Genomic DNA, 17037 nt, shown 5'->3' with positions numbered 1-17037 from the left:
CTCGCGTCATACGGGCGACGACGGTGGGCCTGACTAAGCTGGCACTTCGAGTCGGGGCGGGTGGTGGTGGCAGGCGTGAACGGTGAACTGCGCGGCAAGCAGCAACGCGGGGTCGAGGCGCAACGTGCGCTCTTGGAGGCGGCGGGCGCCGTCTTCGCGCGCCTGTCGTACGCCGAGGCCCGCCTCCAAGACATCGCCGACGAAGCGGGCATCAGCACGGGCTCGCTCTTCTTTCATCTGGGCAACAAGACCGACATCGCGCACACTGTACTCGCGACCCAGCAGGAACGGATGGGCCTCGTCCTCACAGAGGTGCTCGAACGAGGCGCGTCGACGCTGGACAAGATCATCGGAGTCTTCGACGGCCTCGCCGAACTCGTGGCCAGCGACCCCCTCGTGCAAGGGGGCATCCGGCTCTCGCTTCAGCCAGCCACCGAATTGGACGTCGAAGCCAGCACCCCCTACCAGGAATGGGTCGCCGTCGCCGCCCGTCTTGTCGCGGACGGCCAGAAAGACGGATCCGTCCGCGACGACATCGATGTCGCTCTGGCGGCGGAGCTGCTGAACGAACTCTTCGTGGGCGCGCAGGTACTCGCAGGACTGGAGGATTCCTGGCAGTCACTTCCGCTGCGAGTCCAGCGGGGCCACCGCCTGATCCGTGGTCTGCTCGCGCCCCAGCGCGCCGCGTCCAGCGAGACGCATAGTTGAACGTTTCCACTCGCTGCGCTCGCTCAGCGATCCGACAGGAGAATTAGACTGGGTCGTCGTGACCCCTCTGCATGACCCGAACCTGCGCGGCTTCGCCAGCGACAACTACTCCGGCATCCACCCCGAGATCTTGGCGGCGATCGCCGCGGCGAACGAGGGGCACCAGATCTCGTATGGCCAGGATGTCTACACCGAGCGACTGCAAGAGGTGATGGCGACCCACTTCGGCGAGGGTGTCGAGGCGTTCCCGGTGTTCAACGGCACCGGCGCCAATGTCACCGGGCTGCAGTCGATGCTGCCGCGCTGGGGTGCCGTGATAGCGGCATCCACCGCCCATATCAATGTCGATGAGCAGGGCGCTCCCGAGCGCGTGGGCGGGATGAAGCTGCTGACGGTGCCCACCGACGACGGCAAGCTCACCCCCGAGCTCGTCGACCGTGAGGCCTGGGGGTGGGGCGACGAGCATCGCGCGCAACCGCTGGTCGTGTCGGTGACACAGTCGACCGAGCTCGGCACTCTCTACACACCTGACGAGCTACGAGCCATCGCCTCCCACGCGCACGAGCGCGGCATGCACGTGCACATGGACGGCGCGCGCCTGGCCAACGCGGCGGCATCCCTCGACCTGCCGCTGCGCGCGTTCACGCGCGACGTCGGCATCGACGTCATCAGCGTCGGCGGCACCAAGAACGGGGCGCTGGCGGCCGAGGCGATCGTCGTGCTCAACCCCGAGGCGTCGGCCGGACTGACCTACCTGCGCAAACTCAACATGCAGCTGGCGTCGAAGATGCGGTTCGTCTCGGCGCAGCTGGTGGCGCTGTGGGAGGGCGACCTGTGGCAGCGCAACGCGCGGCATGCCAACGCCATGGCGCAGCGGCTGCGCACCGGCATCGAGGCGGGACTGGCCGACGGCTCGATCCGCGGAGTCGGGTTCGCTCAGGCCACCCAAGCCAACGGCGTGTTCGCGACCCTGCCCGACGGGGTCGCCGACCGGCTGCGCTCGTCCTTTCGTTTCTATGACTGGGATGCCGCGCGCAACGAGGTGCGCTGGATGTGCTCGTTCGACACCACCGAAGGCGACATCGACGCCTTCATCGCGGCCATAGCGCGCGAGACGTGCGCCTGACGCGCAGGGCCTGACCACCTCAGCTGGTGAGGTTCTTTAGGGTGCTTCGAGCCGGGAATGCTTGAGCAGGGATCGAGCGCATGTGAGCCGCCGAGGTATGTCTCTCACGGGGGTGCGACGGGATTGCCCCGGCAGGGACCTCCACCGCAATGAGCGTGGTGGTGGTCCCCGCCCAGCATCGAGCCCGAGAGCTTGGCCGTCAGATTGGCGCCGAAGAACCTGAGACAGATTCAGCTACTCATCAGGCCGCGGACGTTCGCTCGAATGGGCCGGATGGCGGAGGAAGGGAATCGAGATCGCAGTCGCTGCGAGCGTCGCACATGCGACGACGAAGACGGCTGGCTCAGCCGACCCGAGGAAGCCATTCCCATGTCCACCGCTCACGAGCGAGACGAGATGGCTCACTCCGATCACTGCGAAGGCGACAAACGCGACCCACCCGCAGGCCAGACGTGCTTTTCTCAAAGCGGCCAGCATGTCCAGGTGATCCAGTTGTAGTTGAACTGCGCACCCTTGCAGATGATCGTGTCGGTATCGAGCAGATACTCGGTCACAGCCACTCGCGCTCCTGCGGCGCGGAGTCATCGCGATCGGTAAGGAAGTCCTCGTCGGGGTGCACGCCTATGTCCCACCACTCCACGAGGTCGTGGTAGACCGGCGTGATCACCCGCGAGTCGCCGACCACCGTCACTTCCACCTCCGAAACACCATCCGGCAGGGCGACGTCTTTCGGCAGCCGCACGGCCTGCGAGCGATTGCTGTAGAAGACCTTCGTTCGTGCCATCATGTATATCCTTCGCGTATACACATGGTGGCACACCCGCCCGCGCTACGCGGTCGCCTCGACCTCGACATCCGCTTCGCCTGCGGCCGCGGCATCCACCGCCCCATCAGCCTCGACACCGGCTGCATCGGCGTCCACGCGTGAACCCGTCTCGGGGCGAATCAGTTTGTGCTCGTTCGACACCACCGAGGGTGACATCGACGCCTTCATCGCGGCCATGGCCCGTGAGACCGCGGGCTATGGCCGACGCTCAGCGCTCGACGAGCACGCCGTCTTCGTCGGCGTATAGGTGCGCGCCGGGGCGGAACGTCACCTCACCGAAGGTCACAGGCACGTCGATCTCGCCGATGCCCGTCTTGGCGCTCTTGCGTGGGTTCGAGCCGAGTGCCTTCACACCCAGGTTTAGGCGGGACACCGCGACACGGTCGCGGATCGCCCCGCGGATGACGACACCGGCCCAGCCGTTGTCGACCGCCGACTGCGCGATCATGTCGCCCATGAGCGCCGTGTGCAGTGACCCGCCACCGTCGATCACTAGCACGGCGCCATGGCCCGGTGTGGCCAGGGTCTGCTTGACGAGCGCGTTGTCTTCGAAGCAGCGTACGGTGCGCACGGGGCCGTCGAAGGCTGCTCTGCCTCCCAGCGACAGCAGCTGCAGGTCGAGGGATTGCAGGTCTTCGCCGCGTTGGTCGTACAGGTCGGCGGTGGCGTAAGTCATGGCGGGTCCTCCCGCCGCGAGCCTACCGTCGCGTTCACTCACCGTCTGAACCGCCCAGCGATTCAGACGGTGAGCGAACGGCGCACACGCAGCCGCGAGCGACCCGCTCACGGCTCGCGCGGGCGGATGACCGAGTCAGTCCTTGGCGTCCTCGACGATGCGCTCCGCCTCACCGATGACCTCGGCCGCGGCATCCGCGTCGATGTCGTCGACGGCCGTGGCAGCGTCGGGAGCGGTCTGCGGCTCAGCCGAAGCGGCGTCGGCAGCGGCATCCGCCCCCAGCGACGTCTCGGGGCGAATCAGTTCCTTGACCTCGGCCATAAAGCTGGTCAGCTGATGCTGCTGCCAGCGCAGCTGGCGAGTGCGGTCCTCCGCATCACGCAGCACCCCCTGCGTGTGCGAAGTGACCAGATCGATGATCTTCTGCGACTTCGCGCGCGAGCGCTCAAGGTGCTCACCGGCCCGCACCCGCGCATCAGCCTCGATCTTGTGCGCCTGCGCGCGGGCCAGCCGCTCATAGTCGTCGGCCTTCGCCGACACGCGCTTGGCATGCTCGAGGGATGCCGCGACCTGCTCGTTCGCATCGACAGTGATGCGCTCGGCATGGGCGACAGCCTGATTGTGCAACACGAGGAACTCCTGGTGCGCGTCATCCTGCCGACGCGTCAGCGACTCCTCGAACTCCAACGCACGCACCCGCAGCTCACGCACGGCCTCTTCGGCCTCGGCACGATCACGGGTCGTCTCACGCGTGACCTGCGAACGCAGCGCCGCCACGCCCCGCTCGGCCTCGGCACGGATCGCCGCGACCTCCTGCTCGGCCTGCGACACCTTCTCGGCAGCATGCGCGGCCTCGCGCTCCAGCCGCGCCTCATGCGCGGTCACCTCGGTGTCAATGCGCAACCGCACCTGCGCGGCCTCATGCTGGGCCTGCGCGATGATCGCCTCGGCCTCCTGCTGCGCCAGCGTGCGACGATTGTCGATCTCCTCCCGCGCAGCCTCCAACAGCCGGTCACCCTGCACCGACGCGTTCTTGATCAGCGTGGATGCCTGCTCCTCAGCCACCCGCAAGATCTCTTCGAAGTGCTTGCGGTTCGGCGAATCGCCCTCACCAGTCAGTTCCTCGGTCAGAGTCTGCAACTGCTTGCGGGCGGAGGCCAACTCGGCCTGGGCCGCGGTCAGCTCGTCACGCAGACGAGTGGCCTCATCAGCGTCGCCGGCGCGGGCCGCCGACTCCTCGGCACGAGCCCGCTCCACCTCGGCAGCGCGGACCGCATCGGCCTCGGCCAACTGCGCGCGCAGCCGCTCCAGCTCGCCCCGCGCCTCAGAGGTCGAGGCGGCGACACGGTGCTGCTCATCCTTCAGCTTGGCGATCTCATCGCCGGCGGCACGGGTCTGCGAGACGAGTTCGGCGATGGCGGCATCGACCTCGTCCTTGTCATATCCGCGGAACGCGGTTGTGAACTCGGTGGCGACGGCACCGGAATCGGCGATGAGGCTGTCGAACGAGACGGTGTCAGCAGAGGGCGCGCTGTCGGACATAGGGGGGTTCTCCGGCGGGGGTGATGGATGCCGCGATGCGGCGGAATTCGGGCAGTTTGAACACTACCTCGGTTGGCTGGGTGCGCGGAAAGGATCCGGCCTTCTCAGCGGAGAGCGCCGACGCTGGCCAGCGCCATCCGCAGCAGGGTGCCGCGGCCGCCCTCCATGTCGGCGGCGACGGCATCTGATGCCGCCTCTTCGGGCGTGAGCCAGGTGACCTCGAGAGCGTCCTGCCGGGGTTCGCAGGTGCCGGTCATCGGCACCACGAACACGAGCGAGACCGCGTGCTGCCGATCATCGTGGAACGGACTGATGCCGGGCAGCGGAAAGTACTCGGCGACGGTGAACGGCGCCGGCTGCAGCGGAAGCTGCGGAAACGCCATCGGTCCGAGATCGTTCTCGAGGTGGCGGAACAGCGCGTCGCGAATCGTCTCGCCGTATCGCACGCGCCCTGACACGAGAGTGCGGGTGATCTCACCGAGCGGCGTCGCGCGCAACAGCAACCCCACCTCGGTGACCGCCCCCATGCCGTCGGTACGCACCGGCACCGCCTCGACGTAGAGCATCGGCAGGCGACGACGCGCCTCGGCCAGCTCGATGTCGGTCAGCCACCCCGGATTGGCGGCGGCATCGGCCGCCGGCGGCGTGCCGAACGCGCCGAGCGCACCCGGCACGAACGGCTCGCCGTTGTTCGGCTCTTCCGGCTCGGGGTCGGGGTCAGGCGTGCGGACGGGCATGCCTCTTGTATACCCCACGCCCCTGGCAGACTGGGCGGATGGACGACCTGCGCATCGACCCGGATGTCGTGTTGTGGTCGGCGCCCGACTCGGATCGGGCCGACCGGCCGCTGCTCGTGCTGCTGCACGGCTATGGCGCCGACGAGAAAGACCTGTTCGCGTTGGCACCGTTTCTGCCCGACGACTTCGTGGTCGCCGCGGTCCGTGCCCCGCAGACCCCGCCGTGGCCGACGCCCGGCCACTCGTGGTACCCGATCGAAGACGTCATCGACGGGGATCTCGCCGGCCGCGACCCCGGGCGCGTCACGGCTGCGGCATCCACTCTTCTGGAATGGTTGGATGCCGCAGCCGACGATGCGCAGAAGATCGGCCTGTTCGGCTTCTCACAGGGCGCGTCGGTCGCGATCCAGGCGCTGCGGCTGCAGCCCGAGCGCTTCGCGTTCGCGGTCAACCTCAGCGGATACGCGACCCCGGGCGATCTGCCGCGCGATGCTGAGCTCGCCGCCGCGGGGGTGCCGGTGTTCTGGGGGCGCGGCGCGCGCGACGACGTGATTCCGCCGGCGCTCGTCGAGCACACCGCGCAGTGGCTGCCCGCGCACAGCGACCTGTCGGGGCGTGTCTACCCCGGTCTCACGCACAGCGTGTCGGAGGACGAGCTGGCCGACGTGCGGGTCTTCCTCGACAAGCGCCTCGCGGCGCTCTGAGTCGCACCGCCCCGCCCTCCCGCGACCTTACCCCCGGTTCCGCGAGTTGTCCCCCGGTTGCCCGACCTTACCCCCGGTTCCGCGACCTGTCCCCTGGTTCCGCGAGTTGTCCCCGGGTTGCGCGACCTGTCCCCGGGGTCCGCGACCTTACCCTCGGTTGCGCGACCTAACCCCCCCCCCGCGCCTCACTCCGCGACGCGCAGCCGAACGACGATCATGCGATGATCCGACAGCGTCGAGTCCACGACCTCAGCCCCCGACGGCGCCAGCCCCGAGACGAACAGGTGGTCGATCTGCTGGGTGGGCGCGTCGGCCGGCGATGTATACGCGGGGCGAATCCCCGCGAGCGCGTCGTCGGTGCCCGAGCCTTGCAGCACCGTCCAGGCCGCCGAGCCGGGGGTCGTGTTCAGGTCGCCACCGCCGACCACCGGTCCCTGCGCAGCGGCTGCGGCAAGCGTCCGCGCGAAGATCGCCGCCTGCCCCTGGGTCTCGTTGAGCTCGTCGCCGTCGGGCTGCAGGTGCGTGGAGATCACCCGCACCGCGGTTCCGCGCCAGTCCACGGTGGCCATCGTCATGCCCGCTCCGGTCAGCGAGGCGAACGCCGGATACCGCTGCGAGCGCACGTCTCGCACCGGCAGATCGGTGAGGATCGCATCGCCCCACACCTGGTCGCTGGCTGGACCGAACACGAGGTGCATGCCGAGCATCCGTGCCATGATCGCCAGCTGATCCTGCCCGCCGTTGAGCAGCCATCCGCGGTCGATCTCGCTGAGCAGCACGACGTGCGCGCCGGCCGCGCGCACCTGGTCGGCGACCTCGCGCGGCACGAAGCGCCCGTCGAGCCCGTACCCCATGCGCAGGTTGTAGGCGGCGACGGTCAGGTCGTCGGATGCCGCGACCGCCCGCGTCGGGATCGTCAGGACAGGCCCGACCAGAGCGAGCACGACGGCCGCGACAGCGCCAAGTGTCGCCGCGCCGACCGCCCGGGCTCCGGTGGCATCGATCCGGGCGCGTTCGGCGCGGTCGCCGTCGGCATTCTGCACCGGACGTGCAGCCACCGCCCACACCGCCACCAGCACGGCGGCGACCACGATCACCACGTCGGCGCGGTATCCCAGGTCGTACCCGGCGTAGTAGGCGAAGAAGAGCGCCGTCCACACCACCGCACCGGCGCCGGTGAGCACGGCCGCCGTGCGCGGCGAACTGCCACGCCGCGCCGACACCAGCAGGCGTGCGGCCGCCGCGGGGCCTGCGACGAACCCGAGCACGGCCCACCAGCTGAGTGTGCCCTCGATGCCGCCGCGGGTGACCTCGAGCAGCACGCTGAGAGCGACCGCGCCGATGAACGCGACGCCCGCCACCCACGGCCGCCGCCGCGGGGCCGGCAGGACGGATGCCGCTACGGCGGCCCACGCCCCCACCACCACGGCGATCGGCCCCCACAGCGGATGCAGCGCCGATCCGCGCCCCGGATTCACCAGCGCCAGCAGGAGGATGAGCAGCACGGGGAACACGAGGAACGCGGTGCGCGCCGACACCGGAGAGGCCGCAAGCCGCGACGCTCCTCGGGCCGCGGCGAGGATCAGCACGGCCTGAACGATCAGCAGCGCGACATCCCACCCGTCACGTCGCCAGACGGCGCCGAACGTGCCCAGTATCGCGTGGGTCGAGGCGCTCAGCGCGACACCGAGCAGGATGCTCGGCACGAATGAGCGTCCCAGCACCCCGGCGCACACGCAAACGGCAGACACCCCGAGCACCACGCCGAGCGAACTTCCATACAGCTGCACATCGCCGCCGTTCGGGTTCGCGGCCAGCACGATCCGCACAACGAACGCCGCCGCGAGCAGCCAGACCACCGGCATCCCATCGCGCGCCCGGAACAGTGCGACGATCACCAGCGGCACAGCCATGACCACCAGCGCGTACGCGCCCATCACCTCGGGCGGGGTCTGCGCCGCGCGCCCGAACAGGGTGATCAGCGACGGCGACCACAGCCGCCACAGGTCGATCGTCATCCACATCGAGACCGCACCGAGCACACTCAATGACCGCGTCGTCATGTGGGCAAGTCTGCCGGATCCCGCCGACATCGGCAGGACACTCTGCTAAAGTGGCTCGGTCCTTGTCCCCGACGTGAGGAATGGAATGACCGAGATCGCCGCAGCGTGCTGACGCTGCGCTGATCCGTCGATTCTCGACGTGTCGCGCCGTCACCGAACAATCTGCTGCGTCTGCAGCACGTTCGCGCGCCGACCGTCGATCTCCTCCGTTCCCTTCGGGAATGCCTCGGGCATCGCTGTCGGCGCACCCGACACCGAGGAGGACCTCATGCCCACCCCATCCATCGTTCTGGACCGCGTCACGTTCGCCTGGCCCGACGGCACTCTCGCGCTGCGCGACGTGTCCGGTGCGTTCAATCCCGGTCGCACCGGCCTCGTCGGCCGCAACGGCTCAGGCAAATCCACGCTGCTCCGTCTGGTCGACGGATCGCTGACGCCGGTGAGCGGACACGTGACCGCGGCATCCCCCATCGCCCTTCTTCCCCAGCACCTCACGCTGGGCGTTGACCGGCCGGTCGCCGAACTGCTCGGAGTGTTCGACAAGATCGGCGCCGTGCGCGCCGTCGAAGGCGGCGATGTCGACCCGCGCCACTTCGACACGATCGGCGACGACTGGGACATCGAGGCCCGTTCGGTCGCCGCTCTGGCCGAAGCGGGGCTGCCCGCCGACGCGCTGCACCGCACGGTCGGCGAGCTCTCGGGCGGTGAGGCCGTGCTCGCCGCGGTTGCCGGCATCCGGCTGCGCAATGCCCCGATCACGCTGCTCGACGAACCGACGAACAACCTCGACCGCAACGCACGGGCGCGGCTGTACGACCTGGTGCGCGCGTGGCGCGGCACGCTCGTCGTGGTCAGCCACGATGTCGCGCTGCTCAATCTCATGGACGACACCGCCGAGCTCTACGAGAACGAGCTGTCGGTGTTCGGCGGCCCGTATGCGCAGTGGCGGGAGTGGCTCGAGACCCAGCAGGATGCCGCCCGGCAGGCCGAGCGCGCGGCCGCACAGGTGGTCGCGCGCGAGAAGCGGCAGCGCATCGAGGCTGAGACCAAGCTCGCGCACCGCGCGGCCGTGGGGCGCAAAGCGCAGGTCGAGAAGCGCGTTCCCGGGATCATCGCGGGTGGCCGCAAGCGCACCGCACAGGTCTCGGCCGGCAAGCTGCGCACCGAGGTCGGTGAGAAGGAGGCCTCGGCCCGTGCCGCGCTGGATGCCGCCGAGCGGCGGGTGCGCGATGACGACACGGTCGTGATCGACCTGCCGGATCCGGGCGTGCCCGCCGGGCGCCGCATAGCGACGATCGGCGACGGCGAGCGAATCTGGATTGTGCAGGGACCCGAGCGGGTGGCCCTGATCGGTCCGAACGGTGCCGGCAAGACGACGCTGCTCGAGCGATTGGTCGCCTCGGCGGCCGCTTCCGAGGCGAGGGCGTACACCAACTCAGTCTCGGGGCACGCCGATGCCCGGCCGGCCTCCGCAATGACGGGGGACGGCGCGCCCGCGGCAGCTCCCAGACTGAGTTGTTGCACGGCCCGGGCGCACACCGACCGGATCGGATACCTGCCGCAGCGCGTCGACGGGCTCGATGACGCGGCTTCGGTGCTCGAGAACGTGCGCGCGGCAGCGCCTCGTGTGCCGCCCGCCGAGATCCGTAACAGGCTGGCCCGGTTCCTGATCCGCGGGGATGCCGTCGCCCGGCCGGTCGCTTCGCTCTCCGGCGGAGAGCGTGTTCGGGTGGCACTGGCGCGGCTGCTGCTGGCCGACCCGCCGCCGCAGCTGCTCGTGCTGGACGAGCCGACGAACAACCTCGACCTCGACACCGTCGATCAGTTGGTCGAGGCTCTGTCTGCCTACCGCGGAGCGGTGCTCGTGGTCAGCCACGATGACGCGTTCCTCGAGCGGCTGGGCGTGGACACGACGCTCGAACTCACCCCGGAGGGTGTGGTCGAGCGCGCGTGAGCGCGGGGCGACAGAGTCGCTGCGGCGGCGTGGCGCGGGGCCGGCGCGGCAGCGGAGACCCTCCGCGCCGGGACCCCGCCCGAGAAGGCACCCGCGCACGACGGCAGCGGCTGCGGCACGGCGCCCGCGCAACACGGCAGCGGCGTAGCGCGGGGCCGGCGCGGCAGCGGCAGCGGAGACGCGCTGCGCGGGCGCTCACCATCTGATTCGCGTGGCGGTTCAGATGGTGAGCGCGCGGCGCAGTGGTGCCGGGATCCCGCCCGAGAAGGCACCCGCGCGGACAACAGCGGGCCGCCCCCACCGCAACGGGCGCAGATGCGTCAGGATGGGTACATGAACGCACTCGTCCGGCCCCGCCAGGGGCGCATGATCGCCGGCGTCTGCGCGGGACTCGCCCGTCGGTTCGGCATCACCCCGCTGACCGCACGGATCATCGCCATCGTGCTGGTTCTGGTCGGTGGGTTGTCGGCCTGGGCCTACGTCCTGCTGTGGATAGTGATCCCGAACGAGAAGTAGTCGAGAAGTGGTCGGGCCCCTACGCGAACGGCGTGGCAGCGACGATCGTCACGGTCAGGTCGACGCCGTTGGGCGCCGTGAAGCTGACCTCGTCGCCGACGTGATGTCCGTCGATGGCCGAGCCCAGCGGTGAGGTCGGCGAGTACACGTCGATGTCGGCACCGGCCTGAACGAGGTCGCGGCTGCCCAGCAGGAAGGTCTCGACCGAGTCATCGCTGTGGAAGCGCACGGTGATGCGCATGCCGGCCTCGACGACGCCGTCGTCGGGCTTGGCGCCGACCTCGGCGCGGCGGATCAGATCACGCAACTCGAGCACTCGCGCTTGGGCGGCCTCATCGCCGCCGGCCGTGAGCTGCTCAAGTTCGCTTTCGAGCGCCGCGAGGGCGGCGGGGGTCATCCAAACGGGCTGCGTGCTTGTGACGTCGGTCATGATCGGTCCCTTCCCACTGAAGTCTCATAGGTGGCAAAGAAACTCCAGCATAGCCCGGATGTCGCAGGCACCGGCGAAGATGGAGGAATGAGTGACGCTTCGTCCAGCTCAGCGCACGACGCGCTCGACCGGTTCGGCACGGCGACGCGAGAGTGGTTTCGCGGCGCTTTCACCGAGCCCACCGACGCCCAGCGTGGTGCCTGGCAGGCGATCGCCGGCGGCAAGCACGCACTCGTGGTGGCCCCGACCGGGTCGGGCAAGACGCTCGCGGCGTTCCTCTGGGCCATCGACCGCGTCTTCCACGACCAGGATGCCGCTCCCGCCCGCGAGAAGCAGCACCGCACCCGCGTGCTCTACATCTCTCCGCTGAAGGCACTCGGCGTCGACGTCGAACGCAATCTGCGTTCGCCGCTGGTGGGCATCGCCCAACAAGCACGGCGGCTGGCCATGCCCGTACCCGAGGTCACCGTGGGTGTGCGCAGCGGCGACACTCCAGCATCCGATCGCCGCAAGCTCGTCACCAACCCGCCCGACATCCTCATCACAACGCCAGAGTCGCTCTACCTGATGCTCACCAGCCAGGCAGCCGAGACGCTGCGCGGCGTCGACACCGTGATCGTCGACGAGGTGCATGCGGTGGCCGCGACCAAGCGCGGCGCGCACCTGGCCGTGAGCCTGGAGCGCCTCGATGATCTTCTCGAGCGCCCCGCGCAGCGCATCGGCCTGTCGGCAACGGTGCGGCCGATCGACGAGGTGGCCCGCTTTCTCGGGGGTGCCGCGCCGGTCGAGATCGTCGCGCCGCGGGCGTCGAAGACGTTCTCGCTGCACGTCGTGGTCCCCGTCGACGACATGCAGAATCCCCCTCCGGCGCCACGGATGGATGCCGCGCCCGACGCCGACGCCGACTGGTTCACGCCGGAGAACACCGAGATGACCGGCTCGATCTGGCCGCACGTCGAAGAGGCGATCGTCGACCGGGTGCTCGAGAACCGGTCGACGATAGTGTTCTCGAACTCGCGGCGACTGGCCGAGCGGCTGACCGGCCGGCTCAACGAGATCTATGCGGAGCGGGTGGGGCTTGAGGTGCCCGAGCCGACGGTGCCGGCGGCCATGATGGCGCAGGCGGGATCGACGGCGGGCGTCGCCCCCGTGCTCGCGAAGGCACACCACGGCTCGGTGTCCAAAGAACAGCGCGCCCAGGTCGAAGACGAACTGAAGTCGGGCGCGCTGCGCTGCGTGGTGGCCACCAGCAGTCTCGAACTGGGCATCGACATGGGAGCCGTCGACCTCGTCATCCAGGTCGAGGCGCCACCGTCAGCGGCATCCGGACTGCAGCGGGTCGGACGTGCCGGCCACCAAGTCGGCGAGATCAGCCGAGCCGATCTCTTTCCCAAGCACCGCAGCGACGTGCTGCACACCGCGGTGGTCACCGAACGGATGCTCGCCGGTCAGATCGAGGCGATCACCGTGCCGGCCAATCCGCTCGACATCCTCGCGCAGCAGACCGTGGCCGCGTGCGCCGTTGGTCCGGTCGACGTCGAAGGCTGGTTCGAGACGGTCAAGCGCAGCGCACCCTTCCGCAGCATGCCGCGCTCGGCATACGAGGCGACGCTCGATCTGCTGGCGGGGCGGTTCCCGTCCGACGAGTTCGCCGAGCTGCGCCCGCGGGTCGTCTGGGACCGCGATCACGGCACCCTCACCGGGCGCCCCGGCGCGCAGCGCATCGCCGTCACCAGCGGCGGGACGATTCCCGACCGCGGGCTGTTCGGCGTGTTCGTCGCCGGTGAGAAGGTCGGCGCACGCGTCGGCGAGCTCGACGAGGAGATGGTCTACGAGTCCCGCGTCAACGACGTGTTCACCCTCGGCACGACCAGCTGGCGCATCGTCGAGATCACCCATGACCGGGTCAACGTCACACCGGCGTTCGGTCAGCCCGGAAAGGTTCCGTTCTGGCACGGCGACGGCATCGGCCGACCCGCCGAACTCGGCGAAGCACTCGGCGCCTTCGCGCGTGAGGTCGCCGCCGCGCCCCGCGAGAAGGCGGAGCTGCGCCTTGCCGAGTCGGGTCTCGACTCCAACGCCATCACGAATCTGCTCGGGTATCTGGCCGAGCAGCGCGAGACGACCGGCACGCTGCCCACCGACAAGACCCTCACCGTCGAGCGCAGCCGCGACGAGGTCGGCGACTGGCGCGTCATCTTGCATTCCCCCTACGGCATGCAAGTGCACGCGCCCTGGGCGCTGGCCGTGAACGCCCGCATCCGCGAGCGGCTCGGCGTCGACGGATCGGCGGTGGCCAGCGACGACGGCATCATCGCCAGAATCCCGGATGCCACAGCCGACCCGCCGGGCGCGGAGTTGTTCGTCTTCGAACCCGACGAGATCGACCAGCTGGTCACCGAAGAGGTCGGGGGCTCGGCGCTGTTCGCCTCGCGATTCCGCGAATGCGCAGCCCGTGCGCTGCTCATGCCCAGGATGAATCCCGGCAGACGCAGCCCGCTCTGGCAGCAGCGGCAACGAGCGGCGCAGCTGCTCGAGGTCGCTCGGCGCTACCCGACATTCCCGATCATCCTCGAAACGCTGCGTGAGGTGCTGCAAGACGTCTACGACCTGCCGGCGCTGCTGCGGGTCATCCGCGGTATCGGCGAGCGCCGCATCCGGCTGGTCGAGGTCACGACGAACCAGCCCTCGCCGTACGCCCGCGACCTGCTGTTCGGATATGTCGGCGCGTTCATGTACGAGGGAGACTCGCCGCTGGCCGAGCGGCGTGCCGCGGCACTGTCGGTCGACCCGGCGCTGCTTTCCGAGCTGCTCGGCAAGGTCGAGATGCGCGAGCTGCTCGACCCCGACATCATCGCGCAGTTCGAACGTGAGGTGCAGCGCATCGACCCCGAGCGTCGCGTGCGCGGCGTCGAGGGCGTCGCCGATCTGCTGCGCCTGCTCGGGCCACTGGATGCCACAGAAGTGGCCGAGCGGCTCGACGAAACCGCCGATGCCTCCGCCCACTTCGACACGCTCATCTCGAGCCACCGTGCTATTCCCGTCACGATCGGCGGCGCGCCGCGCGTGGCCGCAATCGAAGACGCCGGGCGGCTTCGCGATGCGCTCGGGGCGGCGCTGCCCGTCGGCATCCCCACGGCGTTTCTCGAGCCGGTCGCCGATCCTCTCGGCGACCTCGTCGCGCGATACGCACGCACGCACGGACCGTTCCGTGCCGACGCCGTCGCCTCCCGGCTCGGCGTGGGCGTCGCGGTGGCACGCCTCACGCTGCAGCGACTCGAGGCCGCCGGGCGCATCACCAGTGGATTCTTCCTGCCCGCGGCATCCGGCATCGACGAAACCGAATGGTGCGACGCCGAAGTACTGCGCCGGCTGCGCATGCGCAGCCTTGCGGCGATCCGCGGCAGCGTCGAACCGGTCTCACCACAGGCGTTCGCGCGCTTCCTGCCCGCCTGGCAGCATCTCACCCGCCCGCTCGAGGGCATCGACGGGGTCGCGGCGGTCATCGAACAGCTGGCGGGTGTGCCGATCCCGGCCAGCGCATGGGAGTCCCTCGTCCTCCCCTCGCGTGTGCGCGACTATGCGCCGGGCATGCTCGACGAGCTGACGGCGACCGGCGAGGTGATCTGGTCGGGGCACGGCACGCTTCCCGGGCGCGACGGCTGGGTGGCGCTGCACTCCGCCGGCGATGCCCCGTTGACCCTCGCCGAGCCCGACGGCGAGATCACGCCGGCCTCGCTCGAGGAGCGGCTCATCAACATCCTCGGCGCCGGCGGGGCCTACTTCACCGCGCAGCTGAGGACGCTGGCCGATGCCGATTCCGAGCAGGATGTCATCGACGCCCTGTGGCAGCTGACGTGGTCGGGACGGGTCACCAACGACACCTTCGCGCCGCTGCGCGCTCTCACTTCGGGTGGGTCGCAGGCGCACAAGAGCGCGCGGCGCACGCCCCGCGCACGGCTGTACCGCGGCATGGCGCTACCCCGGAAGAGTTCCGTCCCACCGCGGCCGCCGACGCTGGGCGGCCGCTGGTCGCTGCTGCCCGACCCCGAGACCGATCTGGCCGTCCGCGCGACGGCAGTCGGAAGCCTGCTGCTGGACCGCTACGGCGTCGTGACGCGCGGCAGCGCGCAGACCGAGCAGGTGCCGGGCGGGTTCGCCCAGGTCTACCGCACCCTCGCGGGCTTCGAAGAGGCCGGGCACTGCCGTCGGGGGTATGTCATCGAGAAGCTGGGAGCAGCGCAGTTCGCGGCATCCACCACCATCGACCGCCTGCGCGAATTCGCAAGTCTTCCCGATCCGCCGCCGCGCGCGGCTCTCGCGCTGGCAGCCACTGATCCGGCGAACCCCTACGGGGCCGCCCTGGCATGGCCGGCACTCGAGGGCAGCACGCACCGGCCGGGGCGCAAGGCCGGCGCCCTGGTCGTGCTCGTCGACGGCGCACTCGTGCTGTATCTCGAGCGCGGCGGCAAGACGGCGCTCGCGTTCAGCGACGACGACCAGACGCTGGCTGCGGGATGCCGCACCCTCGCCGAGACCGCGAAAGCACGACGACTCGAGACCCTGACGATCGAGCAGGTCAACGGCGAGATCGTCTACGGCAGCGCCGTCGGGCGCGCGCTGCGCCAGGCCGGCTTCGTCGAATCCACCCGCGGACTGACCCTGCGAAAGGTGTCCCGTGCCTGAGGGCGACAGCGTCTGGCAGACCGCGCAGCGGCTGCACGCGGCACTGGCAGGCAAGACGCTGACCCGGTTCGAGCTGCGGGTGCCGCAGGCGGCCACCGTCGACCTGAGCGGGCAGGTCGTGCGCGAGGTCGTGCCGCGCGGCAAGCACCTGTTGCTGCGCGCGGGTGCTTTCACCCTGCACTCACACCTGAAGATGGAGGGCCGATGGGACGTGCATCCGCCCGGCACCCGCTGGCGGCGGCCCGCACATACGGCACGCGCGATCCTCGCGGCTGCTGGCGTCGAGGCCGTCGGGTTCGACATCGCCGAGGTCCGTCTCGTTCCCACCGCCGACGAGCACACCCTCGTCGGGCATCTCGGGCCCGACCCGCTGCAGCCCGACTGGGACCCCACCACGGCCGCCGCCAACCTTTCCGCCGACAGGCGAGCGATCCATGTGGCGCTGCTCGATCAGCGCCACATCGCGGGGCTCGGCAACGAATACGCCAGCGAAGTGCTCTTCATCCGCGGCATCCTGCCCACCACTCCCGCCTCGCAGATCGATGCCGCCGCGCTCGTTGACACAGCGGCCCGGATGCTGCGCGCCAACCGCGATCGCGTGCCGCGCACCTTCACCGGCGACACACGCCGTGGGCGCACCACCTGGGTGTACCGGCGCGAACGTCAGCCGTGCCTGCGCTGCAGCACGCCCATCCGGGCGGCAAGCCTGGGTGCCGACCCCACGCGCGAGCGCGCCGTGTTCTGGTGCCCGGTCTGCCAGCGCTGAGCCCGTCAGCCCGTATGGCGTGGGATGCCGCATCCCGCTCCTTCGCCGAGACAGGGGATTCGCGTCGAAACCGGGGGCGCCGCACCATGTTTCGCCGCGAATCCCCTGTTTCGACGACGAGGGACGATGACGCGGAACGACGACGCGGGCGACGACGGGGAGCGACGACGACGCGGGCGACGACGGGGAGCGACAACGACGCGGGCGACGACGGGGAGCGACCCCGCAGGGCCACGACGGGGCGTCACAACATGCGGCACCACGCGCGAGCACGCCCCGGACGCCTCCGCTTCCTGAACGAAC

The 17037-nt window shown here is 69.9% G+C and carries 14 protein-coding genes; 7 read left to right on the top strand and 7 right to left on the bottom strand.

Annotation, left to right across the window (positions count from 1 at the left end; genetic code table 11):
• Positions 1–75: 75 nt before the first annotated feature.
• On the top strand, positions 76–708 hold the full coding sequence (locus ET475_RS09390; RefSeq protein ID WP_165310862.1) for a TetR/AcrR family transcriptional regulator: 633 nt from the start codon (positions 76–78) through the stop codon (positions 706–708).
• A gap of 58 nt (positions 709–766) precedes the next feature.
• Complete coding sequence (locus ET475_RS09385) at positions 767–1834, top strand: threonine aldolase family protein (RefSeq protein WP_129389050.1); 1068 nt, start codon at positions 767–769, stop codon at positions 1832–1834.
• Positions 1835–2384: 550 nt separating this feature from the next.
• On the opposite strand, the gene vapB is transcribed toward ET475_RS09385, so the two are convergent.
• From vapB to ET475_RS09365, 5 genes are all read right to left on the bottom strand, one after another.
• The gene (gene vapB, locus ET475_RS09380; RefSeq protein ID WP_277985755.1) at positions 2385–2621 is read right to left on the bottom strand and encodes a type II toxin-antitoxin system VapB family antitoxin; all 237 of its coding nucleotides are present in this window, start codon (positions 2619–2621) and stop codon (positions 2385–2387) included.
• Between the two features lie 42 nt (positions 2622–2663).
• Positions 2664–2816, bottom strand: coding sequence for a hypothetical protein (locus tag ET475_RS17855; protein WP_165310860.1), 153 nt, complete (start codon positions 2814–2816; stop codon positions 2664–2666).
• Positions 2817–2868: 52 nt separating this feature from the next.
• Entirely contained in the window at positions 2869–3336 is a 468-nt protein-coding gene (rraA, locus tag ET475_RS09375; RefSeq protein ID WP_129389047.1) for a ribonuclease E activity regulator RraA, read from the bottom strand.
• Positions 3337–3471: 135 nt separating this feature from the next.
• Positions 3472–4878 carry a DivIVA domain-containing protein gene (locus ET475_RS09370; protein WP_129389044.1) on the bottom strand — a complete coding sequence of 469 codons (1407 nt, stop codon included), beginning with the start codon at positions 4876–4878 and terminating at the stop codon, positions 3472–3474.
• Between the two features lie 104 nt (positions 4879–4982).
• Positions 4983–5615, bottom strand: a complete 633-nt coding sequence (locus ET475_RS09365) for an NUDIX hydrolase family protein (RefSeq protein ID WP_129389041.1) — start codon at positions 5613–5615, stop codon at positions 4983–4985.
• Positions 5616–5653: 38 nt separating this feature from the next.
• Between ET475_RS09365 and ET475_RS09360 the strand changes: the two genes are divergently transcribed.
• A complete protein-coding gene (locus tag ET475_RS09360; RefSeq protein WP_129389038.1) occupies positions 5654–6319 on the top strand; it encodes an alpha/beta hydrolase in 666 nt (221 codons plus the stop codon).
• Positions 6320–6504: 185 nt separating this feature from the next.
• On the opposite strand, the gene ET475_RS09355 is transcribed toward ET475_RS09360, so the two are convergent.
• Entirely contained in the window at positions 6505–8382 is a 1878-nt protein-coding gene (locus tag ET475_RS09355) for an endonuclease/exonuclease/phosphatase family protein (RefSeq protein WP_129389035.1), read from the bottom strand.
• Positions 8383–8650: 268 nt separating this feature from the next.
• On the opposite strand from ET475_RS09355, the gene ET475_RS09350 reads away from it, so the two are divergent.
• Complete coding sequence (locus tag ET475_RS09350) at positions 8651–10336, top strand: ABC-F family ATP-binding cassette domain-containing protein (RefSeq protein ID WP_129389033.1); 1686 nt, start codon at positions 8651–8653, stop codon at positions 10334–10336.
• A gap of 366 nt (positions 10337–10702) precedes the next feature.
• Positions 10703–10852, top strand: coding sequence for a PspC domain-containing protein (locus ET475_RS09345; protein ID WP_422879943.1), 150 nt, complete (start codon positions 10703–10705; stop codon positions 10850–10852).
• Positions 10853–10871: 19 nt separating this feature from the next.
• Here the strand turns inward: ET475_RS09345 and ET475_RS09340 are convergent, their stop codons facing one another.
• Positions 10872–11282: a GreA/GreB family elongation factor gene (locus ET475_RS09340; protein WP_129389027.1), complete on the bottom strand. Its 411-nt coding sequence runs from the start codon at positions 11280–11282 to the stop codon at positions 10872–10874.
• 87 nt (positions 11283–11369) lie between these two features.
• On the opposite strand from ET475_RS09340, the gene ET475_RS09335 reads away from it, so the two are divergent.
• Both ET475_RS09335 and ET475_RS09330 read left to right on the top strand, forming a co-directional pair.
• The gene (locus tag ET475_RS09335; protein WP_129389022.1) at positions 11370–15968 is read left to right on the top strand and encodes an ATP-dependent helicase; all 4599 of its coding nucleotides are present in this window, start codon (positions 11370–11372) and stop codon (positions 15966–15968) included.
• Positions 15961–16734: a DNA-formamidopyrimidine glycosylase family protein gene (locus ET475_RS09330; RefSeq protein WP_129389019.1), complete on the top strand. Its 774-nt coding sequence runs from the start codon at positions 15961–15963 to the stop codon at positions 16732–16734. The genes ET475_RS09335 and ET475_RS09330 overlap by 8 nt, the downstream gene beginning before the upstream one ends.
• Positions 16735–17037: the final 303 nt, after the last annotated feature.

The sequence above is a fragment of the Microbacterium protaetiae genome, assembly GCF_004135285.1.
GTDB classification, from domain to species: Bacteria; Actinomycetota; Actinomycetes; order Actinomycetales; family Microbacteriaceae; genus Microbacterium; species Microbacterium protaetiae.
The sequence above is the reverse complement of the archived record's forward strand: the minus strand, read 5'-3'. Positions and strand labels throughout refer to the sequence as shown.